This window comes from Streptomyces sp. NPDC053493, assembly GCF_044544825.1.
GTDB lineage: Bacteria > Actinomycetota > Actinomycetes > Streptomycetales > Streptomycetaceae > Streptomyces.
Genome location: NZ_JBITXS010000009.1, coordinates 214,951 through 229,190, shown reverse-complemented (window position 1 = coordinate 229,190; position 14,240 = coordinate 214,951). Strand labels below are relative to the sequence as shown.

Genomic DNA, 14,240 nt, shown 5'->3' with positions numbered 1-14,240 from the left:
CGGCTCACCCCTCCCGCCCCGGCAGACCGGCCTCGCGATGGGCGCGGGCCACCGTCTCCAGGACGGCGATCCGCTCCTCGGTGCTGCCGGCGTACGGCGAGATGCCCAGCGTGGTGACGCCGGCCGCCGCGTACTCGGTCAGCCGGCGCGAGATCCGGCCGGGCGGGCCGAGCAGCGAGGTGGCGTCGATGAACTCCAGCGGCACCGCGTCGGCCGCGCCCTGGAGGTCGCCGGCGACGAAACGGTCCTGGACCTCCACGGCCGCCTTCTCGTATCCCATGCCGGCGGCGAGCCGGAAGTAGAAGTTGCTCTCCCGGTCGCCGAGGCTCATGAAGCGGGCGACGTACGGCCTGATCGGCGCCGCGGCCGCCCGGACGTCCTCGCCGACCGCCGCCGGGGCGGACACGAAGGCGTCGAAGCCGTCGAGGTCACGGCCCGCCCGGCGGCGGCCGGTGCGCACCGCGTCGAGCGCCCGCTTGGCGTGGTCGGGGCTGCAGAACACCCCGACCCAGCCGTCGGCGATCTCGCCGGCCAGTTCCAGGCTGCGGGTGCCGACCGCCGCGAGATAGACCGGCAGGTCGCTCCTGACCGGGCCCGGGAGCCGGAAGGCGCCGGCGTCGCTGCCCGGCAGCGGGAGGGGATAGTGCGGCCCCTCGTTCGTCACCGGCTGCTGCGCCAGGGTGCGGCGCACGACCTCCACGTACTCCCGGGTCCTGGCGAGCGGCCGGGCGAACGGCGCACCGTGCCAGCCCTCGGTGACATGGCTGTTGGAGATGCCGAGGCCGAGGCGGAAACGCCCGCCCGACAGGCCGTCCAGCGTCGCCGCCGCCAGCGCCATGGCGACCGGGGTCCGCGCCGGGATCTGGATGACCGTGGACAGCAGGCCGATCCGGCTGGTCCGGGCGGCCACCCAGCCGAGCACCGAGATCGCGTCGGAGCGGAAGCCCTCCGGGGCGGCGGCGACGTCGAAGCCGAGCCGCTCGGCCTCCTGCGCCGTGCGGCCGCAGTCCTCGGGGACGAGGTTGATCCCGAGTCGCATGGCCGGGTCACCCTTCCTTGTGGCCGATGACCAGGGAGTCGGTGTTGCTCAGCACCTTCGCCTCGGTGCGGGTGAAGCCGGCCTCGGTCATCCAGCCGCGGCACTCCTCGACGGAGTACTCCGAGCCGCCGTGCGTGACCAGCAGCATGTCCAGGCTGATCAGCAGGTTGACCAGGTCGGCCGGCCGCTCGTCGACCATCCGGTCGTACACGAGCAGCGCGCCGCCCGGCTCGACGGCCTCGTACGCCTTGCGGATCAGGCCGAGGCGCTGCTCGGCGGACCAGTTGTGCAGCACGTGGCCCATCACGAGCACCTGGCCGGAGGGCAGCGGGTCCTGGAAGAAGTCGCCGCCGGTGAAGGAGATCCGGTCCGCGGTGCCGAGCCGCTTCATGTGGTCGTCGAAGGCGGGCGCGACGTGCGGCAGGTCGAAGACCCGGGCGGTCAGGTGCGGGTGCTCGGCGATGAGCAGCGCGGAGAGGTTGCCGCGGGCACCGCCGACGTCCACGAAGTCCGTACGGCCCGCCCACTCGAAGGCGGCGGCCAGCTTCGGGGCGACCTGGCTGTTGAGCGAGTCCATCATGGCCAGGAACTGGTCGAGGTGCTCGCGGCTGTTCGCCATCTGCGCGACGATGTCGCCGTCCTTGCCCTTGACCTGCGGCTCGCCGGTGCGCAGCGCGGCGGTGAGGTTCGTCCAGGCCGGGTAGAGCATGTTGTTGGCGCGCTCCAGGAAGCCGCCGGCGTACGAGTTCTTGCCGCGGTCCAGGAAGCGGTCGGCGGCGGCGCTGTTGCGGTAGCGGTCGCCGTCGGCCTCGAGCACGCCGAGCGTGACGAGGGCCGTGACGAAGTCACGGGCGCCGCGCGGGTGCAGACCGACGGCGTCGGACAGCTCCGGCAGCGTCAGCGGCTTCGCGGCGAGCGTGGAGAAGACGTCGAGTTCCAGTGCGCTGAGCAGGATCTTGGCATCGCAGAAGGCAGTACCGAGTCGGATGAGACCCTCGGGGCTGGACACATCCGCAGCAGAAGTGTGAGTCGTCACCGACAAGTCCTTTCTCCTGATGACGGGAACGCGTGGATGCTTCAGCACCCGCCTCGAAGCGCGCTGGAGCCGCGCTCCCGGCGCCCGCGGCACCAGCGCGAATCGAGTGGCCGGCGCGAGCATCCGGGCATCCGGGCGTCAGCCCGCCGACGAGAGGAGAGATGCGATGTCGGATCAGCGGGTGGCGCTCGTCACCGGGGCCAACCGGGGTCTGGGCCGGGCGGTGGCCGCCGAACTGCTCGGGCGCGGGCTGCGGGTGGTGGTGACCGCGCGGGACGCCGGCGCGGCGGCCGCCACCGCCCGCGAACTGGGGCCGGACGCCGAGGGTTTCGCCCTGGACGTGACCGACCCGCGCAGTGTCGGGCTGGCCCGGGATGCCGTGGGACCGGTGGACGTGCTGGTCGGCAACGCGGGTGTGCTCCTGGAGGACGGCGCGGGCGATCCGCTGTCGGTGCCGGTGGAGGTGGTGGAGCGGACGCTCGCGGTGAACCTGCTGGGCTCGTGGCGGGTGGCGCAGGCCTTCGTGCCGGGCATGGTGGAACGCGGCTGGGGCCGGGTGGTGTTCGTGTCCAGCGGCACCGGCTCCTTCAGCAACGGCCTGTTCACCGGCAGCCCGGCCTACGCGGTGTCCAAGGCGGGGCTGAACGGTCTGACGCAGATGCTCGCGGCGGCCACGGAGGGCACCGGCGTCCTGGTGAACGCGGTCAACCCGGGGCCCACCCGGACCCGGATGATGCCGCAGGGCCGGCGCAGCGCCGAGGAGGCCGCGGTGGACGTCGCGGACGCGGCGCTGCTCCCGGACGGCGGGCCGACCGGCACGTTCCGGCGGGGCGAGCAGGTGCTCGGCTGGTGAACCGCGCGGGGCGGGTCGCGGGGCGGGGGGCGGGTGATGAAGGCGGCGGGGCGGGCGGTGGGGCAGACGGTGGAGGCGGCGGAGGCGGCGGGCTGGCTCAGGCCTTGAGCCTTCCTCGATGCGGTGTCGGCACGGTGCACCGACCGGAGCCACCGAACGGACCGTACCGACCGTACCCACCGAGGAGTTTCGCCATGGACCACGGCGCAGACCCGCGCCCGCCCTTCCGGGTGCTGCTCAGGATGGAGATCCGCCCCGGCACGGAGCGGGAGTTCGAGCGCACCTGGCTCGACATCGGCACCCGGATCGCCGCCGAGCCCGCCAACCTCGGCCAGTCCCTCGTCCGGGACGTCGAGGACGACGGCGTCTACTGGGTCATCACCGACTGGACCGACGAGCCGGCCTTCCGCGCCTTCGAGACGAGCGCCGCGCACGTCGACAACCGGCGTCGGCTCCAGCCGTTCCGTACCGGCGGCGAGATGCGGCTCACCGAGGTCGTGCACCGGCTGGAACCGGTCGCCGCCGAGGCACCCGCCCGCTGAGCGTCGCCCGGCACCGCCGTACTACGCCGCACAGCGCCGTTCAGCGCCGTTCAGCGCGCCGTACAACGCCGTTCACCGCTGTCACCGCCGTCACCGACACCTCAAGGAGCATCTCCCGTGACACGTCGTCTGTTCACCTCGGAGTCGGTCACCGAGGGCCATCCCGACAAGATCGCCGACCGGATCAGCGACACGATCCTCGACGCGCTGCTCGCCCAGGACCCGCACTCCCGGGTCGCCGTGGAGACCCTGATCACCACCGGCCAGGTGCACGTGGCCGGCGAGGTCACCACCGGCGCGTACGCCGACATCGCCACCCTGGTCCGCCAGACCGTCCTCGACATCGGTTACGACTCCTCCGCGAAGGGCTTCGACGGCGCCTCCTGCGGGGTGTCGGTGTCCATCGGCGCGCAGTCGCCGGACATCGCGCAGGGCGTCGACACGGCCTACGAGGCCCGGGTCGAGGGCACCGGCGACGAGCTGGCGGCGCAGGGCGCGGGCGACCAGGGCCTGATGTTCGGCTACGCCTGCGACGACACGCCGGAGCTCATGCCGCTGCCCATCTCCCTCGCGCACCGGCTCTCCCGCCGCCTCGCCGAGGTCCGGCACGACGGCACGCTGCCGTATCTGCGGCCGGACGGGAAGACGCAGGTCACCATCGAGTACGACGGCGACAGGCCGGTCCGGCTCGACACGGTCGTCGTCTCCTCGCAGCACGCCGCCGACATCGACCTGGACGCGCTGCTGGCACCCGACATCCGTGAACTGGTCGTCGAGCCGGTCCTCCAGGGTCTGCCGATCGAGACGGAGGGCTACCGGCTGCTCGTGAACCCGACCGGCCGCTTCGAGATCGGCGGCCCGATGGGCGACGCCGGTCTCACCGGCCGGAAGATCATCGTCGACACGTACGGCGGCATGGCGCGGCACGGCGGCGGCGCGTTCTCCGGCAAGGACCCGTCGAAGGTGGACCGTTCGGCCGCCTACGCGATGCGCTGGGTCGCCAAGAACGTCGTCGCGGCCGGGCTGGCGAGGCGCTGCGAGGTGCAGGTCGCCTACGCGATCGGCAAGGCCGAGCCGGTCGGTCTCTTCGTCGAGACCTTCGGCACCGAGAGCGTCCCGCTGGAGCGGATCCAGCACGCGGTCCTGGAGGTCTTCGACCTGCGGCCGGCGGCGATCATCCGCGACCTGGACCTCAAGCGGCCCCTCTACGCGAAGACCGCCGCCTACGGCCACTTCGGCCGCGAGCTGCCGGAGTTCACCTGGGAGCGCACCGACCGCGCCGAGAAGCTGGCCGCCGCCGCGCGCGCCGTCTGACCCCACCACCCGATCCCGCAGGACCCGAGGAGGTACCCGGTGCGTATCGCTGTCACCGGCTCGATCGCCACCGACCATCTGATGACCTTTCCCGGCCGGTTCGCCGACCAGCTGATCGCCGACCGCCTGGAGAACGTCTCGCTGTCCTTCCTCGCCGACCGCATGGAGGTACGGCGCGGCGGGGTCGCGGCCAACATCGCCTTCGGGCTCGCCCGGCTCGGGCTCGGCCCCGTCCTGGTCGGCGCGGCCGGGCTCGACTTCGCCGACTACCAGGTGTGGCTGAAGCAGCACGGCGTGGTCGTCGACCACGTGCGGATCAGCGACACCCTGCACACCGCGCGCTTCGTCTGCACCACCGACCTGGACCAGAACCAGATCGCCACCTTCTACGCCGGTGCGATGGCCGAGGCCCGCGAGATCGACCTGCGGCAGGTCGTCGCCCGCACCGGGCGGCTGGAACTCGTCCTGGTCTCCCCGGACGACCCCGAGGCGATGCTCCGGCACTCCCGCGCCTGCCGCGAGCTCGGCGTGCCCTTCGCCGCCGACCCGTCGCAGCAGCTGGCGCGGCTCGACGGCGAGCAGGTGCGCGAGCTGGTGGACGGCGCGCTCTTCCTGTTCACCAACGAGTACGAGACGGCCCTGCTCCTGGAGAAGACCGGCTGGACGGAGGCCGACGTGCTGTCCCGGGTCGGCACCTGGGTCACGACGCTCGCCGAGGCCGGTGTCGCCGTCCGGCGCGCCGGCCACCCGGTGCTCACCGTGCCGGCCGTGCCGGCGCGGCAGGTCGCCGACCCGACGGGCGTCGGCGACGCCTTCCGGGCCGGTTTCCTCGCCGGGACCACCCGCGACTGGCCGCTCGAACGGTCCGCGCGGCTCGGCTGCGCGCTGGCCACCACGGTCCTGGAGTCCGTCGGCACGCAGGAGTACGCGCTGTCGGCGCGGGCCCTGCTCGACCGCCTCGCCGCCGCGTACGGCCCGCGGGCCGCCGACGAGATCGCGCCGGGACTGACGGGGGTGGCCGGCTGATGGGACGCGCACCGGAGGCGCTGCGCGAGGCCCTGGCCACCCGCGTGGTGGTGGCCGACGGCGCGATGGGCACCATGCTGCAGGCGCAGGACCCGACGCTGGACGACTTCCAGCAGCTCGAGGGCTGCAACGAGATCCTGAACCTGACCCGCCCGGACATCGTGCGGTCGGTGCACGACGCCTACTTCGACGTGGGCGTCGACTGCGTGGAGACCAACACCTTCGGCGCCAATCACGCGGCACTCGGCGAGTACGGCATCACCGACCGGATCTTCGAGCTGTCCGAGGCCGGGGCGCGCGTCGCCCGGGAGGCCGCGGACGCGCACACCGCGCGGGACGGACGAATCCGCTGGGTGCTGGGCTCGATCGGCCCGGGCACCAAGCTGCCGACCCTCGGCCATGTCACCTTCGACGTGCTCCGCGAGGGCTACCGGCAGAACGCGGCCGGGCTGATCGCGGGCGGCGCGGACGCGCTGCTCGTGGAGACCAGCCAGGACCTGCTGCAGGCGAAGGCGGCGATCCTCGGCTGCAAGCGGGCCCTGGACGAGGCCGGAGCCGACCTGCCGGTCTTCGCCCAGGTGACGGTCGAGACGACCGGCACGATGCTGCTCGGCTCCGAGATCGGGGCCGCGCTGACCGCGCTCGCGCCGCTCGGCATCGACATGATCGGCCTGAACTGCGCCACGGGCCCGGCCGAGATGAGCGAGCACCTGCGCCATCTGGCCGGGCACGCCGAGGGCCTGCTGTCGTGCATGCCGAACGCCGGTCTGCCGGTGCTCGGCAAGGACGGCGCCCACTATCCGCTGTCGCCGGCCGACCTCGCGGACGCCCATGAGGCGTTCGTACGGGACTACGGGCTGTCGCTGGTGGGCGGCTGCTGCGGCACGACTCCGGAGCACCTGCGGGCGGTGGTGGAACGGGTGCGGGGCCAGGCGCTCGCACCGCGCCGGCCGCGTCCGGAGGCCGCGGCGGCGTCGCTGTACCAGTCCGTGCCGTTCCGGCAGGACACCTCGTACCTCGCGATCGGCGAGCGGACGAACGCCAACGGTTCGAAGAAGTTCCGCGAGGCGATGCTGGCCGGTGACTGGCAGGCCTGCGTGGAGATCGCCCGCGACCAGATCCGCGAGGGCGCGCACCTGCTCGACCTGTGCGTGGACTACGTGGGCCGCGACGGTGTCGCCGACATGCGGGAGATCGCGGGTCCGCTCGCGACCGCGTCGACGCTGCCGATCGTGCTGGACTCCACCGAGCCGGACGTGCTGCGGGCCGGTCTGGAGAAGCTGGGCGGCCGCGCGGTGCTCAACTCGGTCAACTACGAGGACGGTGACGGCCCGGACACCCGCTTCGGCCGGATCGCCTCGCTGGCCCGCGAGCACGGCGCCGCGCTGATCGCGCTGACGATCGACGAGGAGGGCCAGGCGCGGACGGCGGAGAAGAAGGTCGAGATCGCCGAGCGGCTCATCGCCCAGCTCACCGGCGAGTACGGCGTGGCGGAGTCGGCGATCCTGGTGGACTGCCTGACCTTCACGCTGGGCACGGGCCAGGAGGAGTCGCGCAAGGACGGCGTCGCCACGATCGAGGCGATCCGCGAGCTGAAGCGCCGCCATCCGGACGTGCAGACGACGCTGGGCCTGTCCAACATCTCCTTCGGCCTCAACCCGGCCGCCCGCGCGGTCCTCAACTCGGTGTTCCTGGACGAGTGCGTGAAGGCCGGGCTGGACTCGGCGATCGTGCACGCGTCGAAGATCCTGCCGATCGCGCGGCTGGAGCCGGAGCAGGTCGAGGTCGCGCTCGACCTGATCTACGACCGCCGGCGGGACGGCTACGACCCGTTGCAGCGGCTGCTCGAACTCTTCGAGGGCGTGAGCACGGCCTCGGTGAGGACGTCCAGGGCCGCGGAACTCGCCGCGCTTCCGCTGGAGGAGCGGCTGAAGCGGCGGATCGTGGACGGGGAGCGGAACGGGCTGGAGGCGGACCTCGACGAGGCGCTCACGACCACCCCCGCTCTCGACATCGTCAACAACACGCTGCTCGACGGCATGAAGGTGGTCGGCGAGCTGTTCGGCTCCGGCCGGATGCAGTTGCCGTTCGTGCTCCAGTCCGCCGAGGTGATGAAGACCGCGGTGGCCCATCTGGAGCCGCACATGGAGAAGTCGGACGCGGAGGGCAAGGGCACGATCGTCCTCGCGACCGTCCGCGGCGACGTGCATGACATCGGCAAGAACCTGGTCGACATCATCCTGTCCAACAACGGCTACAACGTGGTGAACATCGGCATCAAGCAGCCGGTGTCGGCGATCCTGGAAGCCGCCGAGGAGCATGCCGCCGACGTGATCGGCATGTCGGGCCTGCTGGTGAAGTCGACCGTGATCATGAAGGAGAACCTGGAGGAGCTGAACGGCCGCGGGCTGGCCGAGCGGTTCCCGGTGATCCTGGGTGGCGCGGCGCTGACCAGGGCGTATGTCGAGCAGGACCTGCACGAGCTCTACCAGGGCGAGGTCCGTTACGCCCGCGACGCCTTCGAGGGCCTGCGCCTGATGGACGCCCTCATGGCCGTCAAGCGCGGTGACTCCGGCGCCACCCTGCCCGAACTCAAGCGACGCAGGGTCGCCACCGGAAAAACCACCCTCCGGGTCGACGAGCCGGCGTCGCCCGGCGGCCGCTCGGACGTCGCCACCGACAACCCGGTCCCGGCCCCGCCCTTCCTGGGAACGAAGGTGGTCAAGGGCGTTCAGCTGGCCGAGTACGCGTCCTGGCTGGACGAGACGGCGCTGTTCAAGGGCCAGTGGGGCCTGAAGGACAAGGAGACCATCGAGTCGGAGGGCCGGCCGCGGCTGCGGGGCTGGCTGGATCGGCTCCAGACCGACCAACTGCTGGAAGCGGCCGTCGTGTATGGCTACTTCCCGTGTGTGTCCAAGGGCGACGACCTGATCGTCCTGGACGAGGACGGAGGCGAGCGGACCCGCTTCTCCTTCCCCCGCCAGCAGCGGGGCCGCCGCCTCTGCCTGGCCGACTACTTCCGTCCCGAGGACTCCGGCGAGATCGACGTCGTCGCCCTGCAGATCGTCACCGTCGGATCCAGGATCGGCGAGGAAACGGCCCGGCTCTTCGCCGCCGACTCCTACCGCGACTACCTCGAACTGCACGGCCTGTCCGTGCAGTTGGCCGAAGCGCTGGCCGAGTACTGGCACGCCCGCGTCCGCGCCGAATGGGGCATCGCCGCCGCCGACCCGACGGGCCTGGAGGGCATGCTGCGCACCGAGTACCAGGGCTGCCGCTACTCGCTCGGCTATCCGGCCTGCCCCGACCTGGAGGACCGGGCCAAGATCGCCGAACTGCTGCGGCCCGAACGCATCGGCGTCCAGCTGTCGGAGGAGTACCAGCTGCATCCCGAGCAGTCCACCGACGCCTTCGTCGTCCACCACCCCGAGGCGACCTACTTCAACGCCGGAGGACGCGGATGACCTCACTGCGCGAGAGCCTCGCGAGCGGGACGCGCTCCTTCTCGTTCGAGTTCTTCCCGCCGAAGACGCCGAAGGGCGAGCGCACGCTGTGGGAGGCCGTCCGGCGGGTGGAGGCGCTCGCACCGACCTTCGTCTCCGTGACGTACGGCGCCGGCGGCTCCTCCCGCGACCGCACGGTGTCCATCACCGAGCGGATCCGCACCGAGACCACGCTCCGGCCGGTCGCCCACCTGACGGCCGTCGGCCACTCGACGACCGAACTGCGGCGCATCATCGGCCGTTACGCGGACGCCGGCATCCACGACGTGCTCGCGCTGCGCGGTGACCCGCCGGGCGATCCGCGCGGCGCGTGGGTGCCGCATCCCGAGGGCCTGCGCTACGCGGCCGAGCTGGTCGCCCTGCTGAAGTCCGTCGGCTCGTTCACCGTCGGCGTCGCGGCGTTCCCGGAACGCCATCCGCGGTCGTCCGACTGGGAGAGCGACATCCGGCACTTCGTCGCCAAGTGCCGGGCGGGCGCCGACTTCGCCGTCACGCAGATGTTCTTCGACCCGGAGGACTACCTGCGGCTGCGCGACCGGGTCGCGGCCGCCGGCTGCGACACGCCGGTCATCCCGGAGATCATGCCGGCGACCGGCTTCGACCAGATCCGCCGCTTCGCCGAGCTGAGCAACGCCACCTTCCCCGCGGATCTCGCCCGGCGCCTGGAGGCGGCCCGCGGCTGCCCCGAGGAAGGGCACAGGATCGGTGTCGCGCACGCGACCGCGATGGGCGAGCGGCTGCTCGCCGAGGGCGCGCCCGGCCTGCACTACATCACGCTCAACAGCTCGTCCGCCGCCGTGGAGATCCACCGCAACCTCGTTCCCGGCCGGACCTCTTCCCTGCTCACCGCTGTCCGATGACTGGAGTTGACATGCCGTCTTCCGAACCCGACTTCAAGGTCGCCGACCTGTCCCTTGCCGCGTTCGGCCGCAAGGAGATCACGCTCGCCGAGCACGAGATGCCGGGCCTGATGGCGATCCGCCGTGAGTACGCCGCCGCCCAGCCGCTGGCCGGCGCCCGGATCACCGGCTCGCTGCACATGACCGTGCAGACCGCCGTCCTCATCGAGACGCTCGTCGCCCTCGGCGCCGAGGTCCGCTGGGTCTCCTGCAACATCTTCTCCACGCAGGACCACGCGGCCGCCGCGATCGCCGCCGCCGGCATCCCCGTCTTCGCCTGGAAGGGCGAGACCCTGGAGGAGTACTGGTGGTGCACCGAACAGGCCCTGACCTGGCCCGGCGCCGACGGCCCCAACATGATCCTCGACGACGGCGGCGACGCCACGCTCCTCGTCCACCTGGGCGTCGAGTACCAGAAGACCGGCAAGCTCCCGGAGGCCTCCAACGAGGAACTCGCCGTCGTCCGCGCCCTGTTGGAGAACACGCGCCTCGACTGGTCCGCCCTCGCCGCCGGGATCCGCGGCGTGACGGAGGAGACCACCACCGGTGTCCACCGCCTCTACGAGATGATGCAGGCCGGCACGCTGCTGTTCCCGGCGATCAACGTGAACGACGCCGTGACGAAGTCGAAGTTCGACAACAAGTACGGCTGCCGCCACTCGCTCATCGACGGCATCAACCGCGCCACCGACGTCCTCATCGGCGGCAAGACCGCCGTCGTCTGCGGCTACGGCGACGTCGGCAAGGGCTGCGCCGAGTCCCTGCGCGGCCAGGGCGCCCGCGTCATCGTCACCGAGATCGACCCGATCTGCGCCCTCCAGGCGGCGATGGACGGCTACCAGGTCACCACCCTCGACGAGGTCGTCGAGACCGCCGACATCTTCATCACCACCACGGGCAACAAGGACATCATCATGGCGTCCGACATCGCCCGCATGAAGCACCAGGCGATCGTCGGCAACATCGGCCACTTCGACAACGAGATCGACATGGCCGGCCTCGCCAAGCTCCCCGGCGTCGTCAAGGACGAGGTCAAGCCCCAGGTCCACACCTGGACCTTCCCCGACGGCAAGGTCGTCATCGTCCTCTCCGAGGGCCGCCTGCTCAACCTCGGCAACGCGACCGGCCACCCGTCCTTCGTGATGTCGAACTCCTTCGCCGACCAGACCCTCGCCCAGATCGAACTCTTCACCAAGACCGCCGAGTACCCCGTGGGCGTCTACACCCTGCCCAAGCACCTCGACGAGAAGGTCGCCCGCCTCCACCTCGACTCCCTCGGCGTCAAGCTCACCACCCTCCGCCCCGAGCAGGCCGCCTACATCGGCGTCCCGGTCGAGGGCCCGTACAAGCCGGACCACTACCGCTACTGACCCGCACGGCACGCCGAAAGGCGCCGGCCGCCAAGGAGATTCCTTGGCGGCCGGCGCCTTTCCGGTGGTGCCCGCGGTGACCCGGTGGGCCCGGCGCGGACGTCAGCTCCGGGCGAGCAGGCGTATCAGCACCGCGCGCAGGGTGTCACGGGCGAAGATCGGCGCGTCCGCGCAGCGCCAGGCGACCACGCCGTCCGGCCGCACCAGGACCGCTCCGCGCGCCGTCACTCCGTACAGCTCCGGCCAGCGGTCGTCGACGTCGGTCAGCTCGGCGCCGATGCCGTGCACCGTCAGCGGCAGCTCCAGCTCGTGCGCGACGGTCCGGGCCGCCTCCTGCCAGGCCCGGTTGTCCGGACCGGTGAGCAGCACCGGCCGGTCGCCGAACAGGTCGAGCACGGACAGCTCGGCGCCGCCGCGGCGCAGCCGGAGGTGCGGGGCGCGGCCGCCGGGCCGGCCGTCGTTCTCCGCCGACCAGACGCCATGGCCGGGCAGCACGCCCTCGTCCCAGGGCGTCACCGCCGAGGAGCGGTAGCGCCAGGACAGCCACACCTGGGCGTCCTCGACGATGCCGGGATGCACGGGCTGCCGCTCGCCCTGCGTGCCGGTGAGCCGCGGCCGGTCCTGGGAGCGGAGGACGGCCTGCTCGACGGTGGCCTCGCACACCGGCCGGCGCTCCTCGTCGTAGCTGTCGAGCAGGGCGGGCCCGGCCCAGCCGTCGAGGACGGCGGCCAGCTTCCAGGCCAGGTTGTGCGCGTCCTGGATGCCGGTGCTGGAGCCGAAGCCGCCGCTCGGTGGCATCACGTGGGCGGCGTCGCCGACGAGGAAGACCCGTCCGTCCCGGAAGCGGCCCGCGGTCCTGGCCGCGCCCTCCCACGGGGAGACGGAGCGGATCCGCGGGCTCAGGCCGGGCACGCCGGCGGCCGCCCGTACGAGCGCGGCGCAGCGCTCGTCGGTGAACGAGGCGACGTCCGTCCGCTCCGGGTCGTACGCCACGTGCAGCAGCCAGTCGGAGGTGTTGTCCAGCGGCATCAGTGCGCCGCGCACCTCGTCGTTGGCGGTGTGGCACATGAGGAAGCGGCGGCCGGCGAGCTGTTCGGTGAGGTCGGCGTGGAAGTGGATGTTGACGTAGTGGCCGAGCGTCTCGCCTTTGAAGGGAATGCCGAGGGTGTCGCGGATGCCGCTGTGGGCGCCGTCGGCGGCGACGAGGTAGCGGGCCTGGATCGTGCGTTCGGTGCCCGTGACGCGGTCCCGGACCCGTGCGGTGATCCCTTCGTCCTCCTGCGTGAAGGAGACGAGTTCGGTGTGGAAGCGCAGCGCGACGCCGAGGCGTTCGGCGCGCCCGCGCAGCACGTCCTCCAGCTCGCCTTGGTGACACAGGCACCAGCCGGTCGGGGACAGCGGCCCGAGGTCGGCGCCGACGTCCATCACGTACTTCTCGTCGAGGGCGCCGAGTTCGGGACCGGCCAGGGAACGGGCGGCGATGACACCGGAGTTGCCGGCGAGCAGCCGGGCCGAGGGCATGGCGCGCAGTTCGTCCTCGACGCCGGCGGCGCGCAGCAGCTCCATCGCGCGCGGATGCACTCCGCGGGCGCGCGGGTGTCCGGACAGTTCGGGCCGCCGTTCGAGGAGCAGGCAGTCCACGCCCTGCCGGGCCAGGAAGACGGCGGCGGAGAGCCCCGCGAGCCCTCCGCCGGCCACCAGGACGTCGGTGTTCCGGAGCGTGCTCCGGGCGGTGCTCAGCACCATCTCACCCTCCTTGCCTCGGTTGGTGTTCGACGAGCACGGACGCGTCCTTGTCGCCGTCGCCGGCCGCGAGCACCTCGGCGAACCGCTCGCGCACCACGCCGAGGACGGGCATCGCGGCGCCGTGTCCGGCGGCCGCCTCCAGCGCGATCCGGATGTCCTTCTCCATGAGGGCGGACCGGAAGAACGCCGGTTCGTACGTCCGGTTGAGCATCAGATCGGCGCGGAAGCGCATCACGAGGGAGCTGAAGCCGCTCGCCGCGACGACGCCGATCAGCTGGTCGCGGTCCAGGCCGGCCGCGACGCCGTAGCCGACGGCCTCGGCGAGCGCGGCGACCTGGGCGCCGAGCAGCAGGTTCAGGATGAGCTTCAGGCTGGCCGCGGTGCCCGGGGCGCCGACGTGGACGACCTCGCTGCCGATCGCCTCGAGGACCGGACGGACCTCTTCCAGGTCTTCCGGCGCCCCGGACACGAACACCCGCAGCTCGCCCTTGCGGGCCTGCAGCGGGTTGCCGACGACACAGGCCTCCACCCGGCGCAGGCCCTTCCCGGCCAGCCGGGCGGCGGACTCGCGCGCGTAGCCGGGGGACACGGTGGAGGTGTCCACGATGAGCGTGCCCGGTTCGAGCACCGGGACCACCCGGTCGAACAGGACCTCCTCGACGGCCTTCTCGTCGCTGAGGCTGAGCAGGACGAGGCGGTGGCCCGCCGCCGCGCGCTCGGGCGCGTCGGCGAGCCGGGCGCCCGCCTCGGCGAGCGGGGCGGCCTTGGCGGCGGTCCGGTTGTGGACGGTCAGCGTGTGCCCGGTCTCCAGGAGGCGCCGGGCCATCCCGCCGCCCATGCTGCCGAGGCCGATGAACGCCAACGGACGTTCTGCCATGGTGGGTTCTCTCTCTTCCGGTCGGCCGGTCTTCC

At 72.3% G+C, this 14,240-nt stretch carries 11 protein-coding genes; 7 read left to right on the top strand and 4 right to left on the bottom strand.

The window, feature by feature from the left end:
- Positions 1-4 precede the first annotated feature (4 nt).
- Positions 5-1,039, bottom strand: a complete 1,035-nt coding sequence (locus ACIGO8_RS25080; protein WP_399734777.1) for an LLM class flavin-dependent oxidoreductase — start codon at positions 1,037-1,039, stop codon at positions 5-7.
- A 7-nt stretch (positions 1,040-1,046) separates the two neighbouring features.
- Positions 1,047-2,048: a methyltransferase gene (locus ACIGO8_RS25075; protein ID WP_399734774.1), complete on the bottom strand. Its 1,002-nt coding sequence runs from the start codon at positions 2,046-2,048 to the stop codon at positions 1,047-1,049.
- 193 nt (positions 2,049-2,241) lie between these two features.
- On the opposite strand from ACIGO8_RS25075, the gene ACIGO8_RS25070 reads away from it, so the two are divergent.
- The 7 genes from ACIGO8_RS25070 to ahcY all read left to right on the top strand — a co-directional run bounded on the left by ACIGO8_RS25070 (position 2,242) and on the right by ahcY (position 11,582).
- Positions 2,242-2,928: an SDR family NAD(P)-dependent oxidoreductase gene (locus ACIGO8_RS25070; protein ID WP_399734771.1), complete on the top strand. Its 687-nt coding sequence runs from the start codon at positions 2,242-2,244 to the stop codon at positions 2,926-2,928.
- A gap of 194 nt (positions 2,929-3,122) precedes the next feature.
- Positions 3,123-3,470, top strand: coding sequence for an antibiotic biosynthesis monooxygenase family protein (locus ACIGO8_RS25065; protein ID WP_399734768.1), 348 nt, complete (start codon positions 3,123-3,125; stop codon positions 3,468-3,470).
- 117 nt (positions 3,471-3,587) lie between these two features.
- Positions 3,588-4,784, top strand: coding sequence for a methionine adenosyltransferase (gene metK / locus ACIGO8_RS25060; RefSeq protein WP_399734765.1), 1,197 nt, complete (start codon positions 3,588-3,590; stop codon positions 4,782-4,784).
- A gap of 39 nt (positions 4,785-4,823) precedes the next feature.
- Positions 4,824-5,810, top strand: a complete 987-nt coding sequence (locus ACIGO8_RS25055) for a carbohydrate kinase family protein (RefSeq protein ID WP_399734763.1) — start codon at positions 4,824-4,826, stop codon at positions 5,808-5,810.
- Positions 5,810-9,274, top strand: a complete 3,465-nt coding sequence (gene metH / locus ACIGO8_RS25050; RefSeq protein ID WP_399734760.1) for a methionine synthase — start codon at positions 5,810-5,812, stop codon at positions 9,272-9,274. Before ACIGO8_RS25055 ends, metH begins: the two co-directional genes overlap by 1 nt.
- The gene (gene metF / locus ACIGO8_RS25045; RefSeq protein ID WP_399734757.1) at positions 9,271-10,173 is read left to right on the top strand and encodes a methylenetetrahydrofolate reductase [NAD(P)H]; all 903 of its coding nucleotides are present in this window, start codon (positions 9,271-9,273) and stop codon (positions 10,171-10,173) included. Before metH ends, metF begins: the two co-directional genes overlap by 4 nt.
- 11 nt (positions 10,174-10,184) lie before the next feature.
- Positions 10,185-11,582 (top strand): adenosylhomocysteinase, encoded by a 1,398-nt coding sequence (gene ahcY, locus ACIGO8_RS25040; RefSeq protein ID WP_399734755.1) that lies wholly within the window; start codon positions 10,185-10,187, stop codon positions 11,580-11,582.
- Positions 11,583-11,684: 102 nt separating this feature from the next.
- Here ahcY and ACIGO8_RS25035 read toward each other — a convergent pair whose 3' ends face one another.
- On the bottom strand, positions 11,685-13,328 hold the full coding sequence (locus tag ACIGO8_RS25035; protein ID WP_399734752.1) for an FAD-dependent oxidoreductase: 1,644 nt from the start codon (positions 13,326-13,328) through the stop codon (positions 11,685-11,687).
- 1 nt (position 13,329) lies between these two features.
- A complete protein-coding gene (locus ACIGO8_RS25030; RefSeq protein WP_399734749.1) occupies positions 13,330-14,205 on the bottom strand; it encodes an NAD(P)-dependent oxidoreductase in 876 nt (291 codons plus the stop codon).
- Between the last annotated feature and the right edge of the window lie 35 nt (positions 14,206-14,240).

Coding starts and splice junctions, on each gene's coding strand:
- ACIGO8_RS25080 (WP_399734777.1), bottom strand. CDS start 1,039: ATGCGACTCGGGATCAACCTCGTCCCCGAGGACTGCGGCCGCACGGCG.
- ACIGO8_RS25070 (WP_399734771.1), top strand. CDS start 2,242: ATGTCGGATCAGCGGGTGGCGCTCGTCACCGGGGCCAACCGGGGTCTG.
- ACIGO8_RS25065 (WP_399734768.1), top strand. CDS start 3,123: ATGGACCACGGCGCAGACCCGCGCCCGCCCTTCCGGGTGCTGCTCAGG.
- metH (WP_399734760.1), top strand. CDS start 5,810: ATGGGACGCGCACCGGAGGCGCTGCGCGAGGCCCTGGCCACCCGCGTG.
- metF (WP_399734757.1), top strand. CDS start 9,271: ATGACCTCACTGCGCGAGAGCCTCGCGAGCGGGACGCGCTCCTTCTCG.
- ahcY (WP_399734755.1), top strand. CDS start 10,185: ATGCCGTCTTCCGAACCCGACTTCAAGGTCGCCGACCTGTCCCTTGCC.
- ACIGO8_RS25035 (WP_399734752.1), bottom strand. CDS start 13,328: ATGGTGCTGAGCACCGCCCGGAGCACGCTCCGGAACACCGACGTCCTG.
- ACIGO8_RS25030 (WP_399734749.1), bottom strand. CDS start 14,205: ATGGCAGAACGTCCGTTGGCGTTCATCGGCCTCGGCAGCATGGGCGGC.